Raw genomic sequence first — 5230 nt, 5'->3', positions numbered from 1 at the left:
ACGCCACCTCGACGGCAAACAACGCGGGCTGCGCCGAACCCGTCTCGTGCAGCCCCTCGGAGTCCACATCGACCGGGGCTTCCAGAAGGCCACACACCTCGTCGTACGCCGCCGCGAACACCGGATACGACGCGTACAACCCACGCCCCATACCCAGCCGCTGCGACCCCTGCCCCGAGAACAAGAACCCGGTCTTCCCCCTGGCGGCCGGTTCGCCCAGGACGAGCCGGGGGGACGGCGCCCCTGCGGCCAACGCGCGAAGTCCTTCGAGGAGTTCGTCACGGTTCTCTCCCACCACGCCGGCCCGGTGCTCCATGGCCGAGCGGGTGGCGGCGAGCGAGAAGCCGATGTCGGCCGGCCGCGACTCCGTGTCCGGGGCCATGGACAGCAGGCGCCTCGCCTGGGCCCGTAGCGCCGCCTCCGTGCGGCCGGACAGCACCCACGGCACGACCTCGCCGGAGTCGGGCGCGGGTGGCAACTCCGCCGCGTCCGGAGCCTGTTCCACGATCACATGGGCGTTGGTGCCGCTGATGCCGAAGGACGACACGGCGGCTCGGCGCGGTCCGTCGTCCGCGGGCCACTCCACGGCCTCGGTCAGCAGTCGTACCGCACCGGCCGACCAGTCCACATGCGGCGTCGGTTCGTCCGCGTGCAGGGTGCGGGGCAGCACGCCGTGCCGCATCGCCATCACCATCTTGATGATCCCGCCGACACCCGCGGCGGCCTGCGCATGCCCGATGTTCGACTTCAACGAACCCAGCCACAACGGCTGTCCCTCCGGCCGCTCCCGCCCGTAGGTCGCCAGCAGCGCCTGCGCCTCGATCGGATCGCCCAGCTGCGTGCCCGTACCGTGCGCCTCCACCGCGTCCACCTGGTCCGAGGACAGACCCGCGTTCGCCAGCGCCTGCCGAATCACCCGCTGCTGGGAAGGCCCGTTGGGTGCCGTCAGGCCGTTCGACGCACCGTCCTGGTTCACCGCCGTACCCCGCACCACCGCCAGCACCCGGTGCCCGTTCCGACGGGCGTCCGACAGCCGCTCCACCAGCAGCATGCCCGCACCCTCGGCCCACCCCGTACCGTCCGCACCCGCACCGAACGCCTTGCACCGCCCATCCGGAGCCAGCCCACGCTGCCGACTGAACTCCACGAACGTCGAAGGCGTCGCCATGACGGTGACACCGCCGACCAGCGCCATACCGCACTCGCCGCCGCGCAGCGCCTGGGTCGCCAGGTGCAGCGCCACCAGCGAGGACGAGCACGCCGTGTCCACCGTGACCGCCGGACCCTCAAGCCCGAAGGTGTACGAGACCCGACCGGAGGCGATGCTGCCCGCGCTGCCGCTGCCCAGGTAGGCGTCCATGCCCTCCGGGGCCTTTCGTACGCGCCCGCCGTAGTCGTGGTACATCACCCCGGCGAACACACCGGTACGGCTGCCCCGCACCGTGACCGGGTCGATCCCGGCCCGCTCGAACGCCTCCCACGCCGTCTCCAGCAGCAGCCGCTGCTGCGGGTCCATCGCCAGCGCCTCACGCGGCGAGATCCCGAAGAAGCCCGGGTCGAACTCGGCGGCCTGGTGGAGGAAGCCGCCGTGGCGCACATAGGACTTTCCGGAGCGGTCGGGGTCGGGGTCGTAGAGGTTCTCGACGTCCCAGCCGCGGTCCTCGGGAAAGCCCGTGATCGCGTCGCCACCGGAGGCGACGAGCCGCCAGAGGTCTTCCGGCGAGCGAACGTCACCGGGGAACCGGCAGGACATGCCCACGATCGCGATCGGCTCGTCCACCTTGCCGACCACGGCGACCGCGGCCTCGGACCGCTCTTGGTCACCCAGCGTCTCGGCCAGCAGGAAGCGGGCCAGCGCGACGGGCGTGGGGTGGTCGAAGACCATGGTCGCGGGCAGCCGCAGCCCGGTCGCCGCGTTCAGCCGGTTGCGGAGTTCCACCGAAGTGAGCGAGTCGAAACCCGCGTCGCCGAAGGCGTGTTCAGGCTTTACGGCCTGGGTCGAGGCGTGGCCGAGCACGGCGGCGACCTCGGTGCGCACCAGGTCCAGCACCACCCGTTCGCGCTCGCCTTCCGGCAGCCCGGCCAGCCGCTCACCCAGCGACCCCTTCGGCACACTCCCCGCCCTACGCCGCACCGGCGCGACCCGCACCAGCGAGCGCAACACCGACGGCACCGTCTCCCCCAGCCCGCCCAGGTCCAACCGCAGCGGGGCGACCACCGCCCGGCCCGCGCCCAGCGCCGCGTCGAACAGCCGCAGTCCCTCGTCCACTGCGATCGGAGCCAGGCCCGCCCGCTCGAGCCGGGTGAGGTCCGTCCGGTCGAGCCGGTCGGCCATGCCGCCGCCCTGCTCCCACAGGCCCCAGGCCAGCGACGTGGCGGGCAGCCCCCGGGCGCGGCGGGCTTCGGCGAAGGCGTCGAGGAAGGTGTTCGCCGCAGCGTAGTTGCCCTGTCCCGCGCTGCCCAGGATGCCGGACACCGAGGAGAAGACCACGAACGCCGACAGGTCGCCCGCCAGCTCGGCGAGGTTCAGCACGGCGTCGACCTTCGGGCGCAGCACCTTCGCCATGCGCTCCGGGGTGAGCGCGGTGAGCACGCCGTCGTCCAGGACACCGGCCGTGTGCACCACGGCGGTCACCGGGGTGCCGGACAGCGCCTCGGCGAGGGCGTCCCGGTCGGCCGCGTCGCAGGCCGCCCAGCGCACCTCGGCGCCCGACGCGGCGAGGTCGCCCGCCAGCTCGGCCGCGCCGGGGGCCTGCGCACCGCGCCGGCTCATCAGCAGCAGGCTCCGCACGCCGTGCGCGGCCACCAGGTGCCGGGCGACGAGCCCGCCCAGCGCCCCGGACGCGCCGGTCACCAGGACGGGACCGGTACCGAAGTCCGTTGCTGCAGTGCTGTTTTCGGCGGTCTTCACCAGACGCGGTACGAACACCGACCCGTCGCGGACCGCGAACTGCGGCTCACCGCTGGCGAGTACGGCGGGCAGCGCCTGGACGACGTCCTCTGTGTCCTCGGCCTCCGCCAGCACGATCCGGTCCGGATGCTCCGCCTGCGCCGACCGCACCAGCCCCCACACCGCGGCATGCGCCAGATCACCGCGACGCGTCACCAGCACCAGTCGCCCGGGACGCTCCTGCGCCACCCACCAGTGCAGCAGCGCCAGCACCTCGCTCGCCGTGCCGTGCACACGGTCGGCGGTCTCCGTACCGGGTCCCGCGGGGCACGGCACGACGACGGCGTCCGGTGTCGCCTTCGACCCCCGCAGCGCGCCGAAGCCCTCGGCGGTGTCGATCACCGGGGCCTCGGTGGCGGAGGAAGAGGTGAACGGTGTCCACTCCAGCCCGTACAGCCGGCCTTCGCCCCCGGCACCGCGCAGCTGCTCCGCCGAGGCTGCGCGCAAGGACAGCGCCTCGACCGAGGCGACCGGGTCACCGGCGCCATCGGCCACGGTCAGGGTCACCGCGCCGCCGGCCGTCCGGGACAGCTTCACCCGCACCATCGCCGCACCGGCCGCCCGCACGAAGACACCGGACCACGCGAACGGCAGCAGCGGGCCGTCGTCCGGTGACACCAGCCCACCGGCGACCAGGGCGTGCAGGGCGGCGTCCAGCAGGGCCGGATGCAGCGCGAACGCCCCAGCCTCGGCGGCCGGTTCCGTCGGCAGCTCCACCTCGGCGAAGACGTCGTCCCCGGCGCGCCACACCGAGCGCAGCCCCTGGAAGACCGGACCGTAGTACAGGCCCAAGCGGGCCATCTCCTCGTAGAAATCAGCCAGTTCGGCGGCCTCGGCGCCCGTCGGCGGCCACACGCCGAGGTCCGGTCCACGCGGCGCCTCCGCCGAGGACAGCACGCCCGTCGCGTGTCGCAGCCACGAGCCGTCCGCGACGCGCGAGTGCACGCTCAGCTGCCGTCGGCCCGACTCGTCCTCCGGGCCGACCGCCACCTGGAGGGCGACGCCGACGCGCTCGGGCACGACCAGGGGAAGCTCCAGGGTGAGCTCTTCGATCAAGCCGCACCCCGTCTCGTCACCCGCGCGGATCGCCAGCTCCACGAACGCGGTGCCGGGCAGCAGCACGGTTCCGTTCACGGCGTGGTCGGCGAGCCAGGGGTGGGTTTCGAGGGACAGCAGTCCGGTGAGCAGAACACCGTCGTTGTCGGCGGTCGCGATCGCTGCTCCGAGCAGCGGATGGTCCGCCGCGCCCAGACCGACGGCCCGGACGTCACCGGATGCCCGGGGGACGTCCAGCCAGTAGCGCTCGCGCTGGAAGGGGTAGGTGGGCAGATCGACACGCCGGGCGCCGGGGAGAAGGGCGTGCCAGTCGGGTGAGATGCCGTGGATGAACAACTGCCCGAGGGCGGCGGCGAGCGCGTGCGGCTCTGGGCGGTCGGCGCGCAGGACGGGGACGGTGACGATGTCGTCCACGCAGCCCTGGGCCATACCGCTCAGGACACCGCCCGGACCAATCTCCACGAACGTCGTCACACCCAGCTCGCGCAAGCTCTCGATCCCGTCCGCGAAACGGACCGCCTCGCGCACGTGCCGCACCCAGTACTCCGGGGTGTACGGCTCCGCCAGACGGCCCGTGAGATTCGAAACGACCAAAATCCGCGGCTCGTTGAAGACCAGCTCGCCGACGACCGCAGCGAACTCCTCCAGCATCGGCTCCATCAGCGGGGAGTGGAAGGCGTGGCTGACCTGCAACCGGGTGGTCTTGCGGCCCTGTCGCGCGAAGGTATCGGCGACCGCCAGGACCGCATTCTCCACGCCGGAAACCACCACGGACCGTGGGCCGTTGACAGCCGCGACACCTACCTCTTCGGTCAGGTGCGGCAGGATCTCGTCCTCCGTGGCCTGAACCGCCACCATCGCCCCACCCGCAGGCAACGCCTGCATCAACCCGGCCCGCGCCGACACCAACCTCGCCGCATCCTCAAGCGACAACACCCCGGCCGCATGAGCGGCCGCGATCTCGCCGACGGAATGACCGGCCACGTAATCCGGCCTGACGCCCCACGACTCCAACAGCCGGAACAACGCGACCTCGACCGCGAACAACGCGGGCTGCGCGCAACCGGTCTGGTGCAGCGACCCGGCATCCACATCGACCGGAACTTCCAGCAACGCACACACCTCGTCGTACGCCGCAGCGAACACCGGGTACGACGCGTACAGCTCACGCCCCATACCCTGCCGCTGCCAGCCCTGGCCCGAGAACAAGAACCCGGTCTTCCC

Annotated in this window: 1 protein-coding gene; it reads right to left on the bottom strand. The window is 72.6% G+C overall.

What is annotated here, in order from left to right; translation table 11 throughout:
• A partial coding sequence (locus FRZ03_RS24495; protein ID WP_146467309.1) for a type I polyketide synthase occupies positions 1 to 5230 on the bottom strand: 5230 nt, incomplete at both ends.

The sequence above is a fragment of the Streptomyces misionensis genome (assembly GCF_007896895.1).
GTDB classification, from domain to species: domain Bacteria; phylum Actinomycetota; class Actinomycetes; order Streptomycetales; family Streptomycetaceae; genus Streptomyces; species Streptomyces misionensis_A.
The sequence above is the reverse complement of the archived record's forward strand: the minus strand, read 5'-3'. Positions and strand labels throughout refer to the sequence as shown.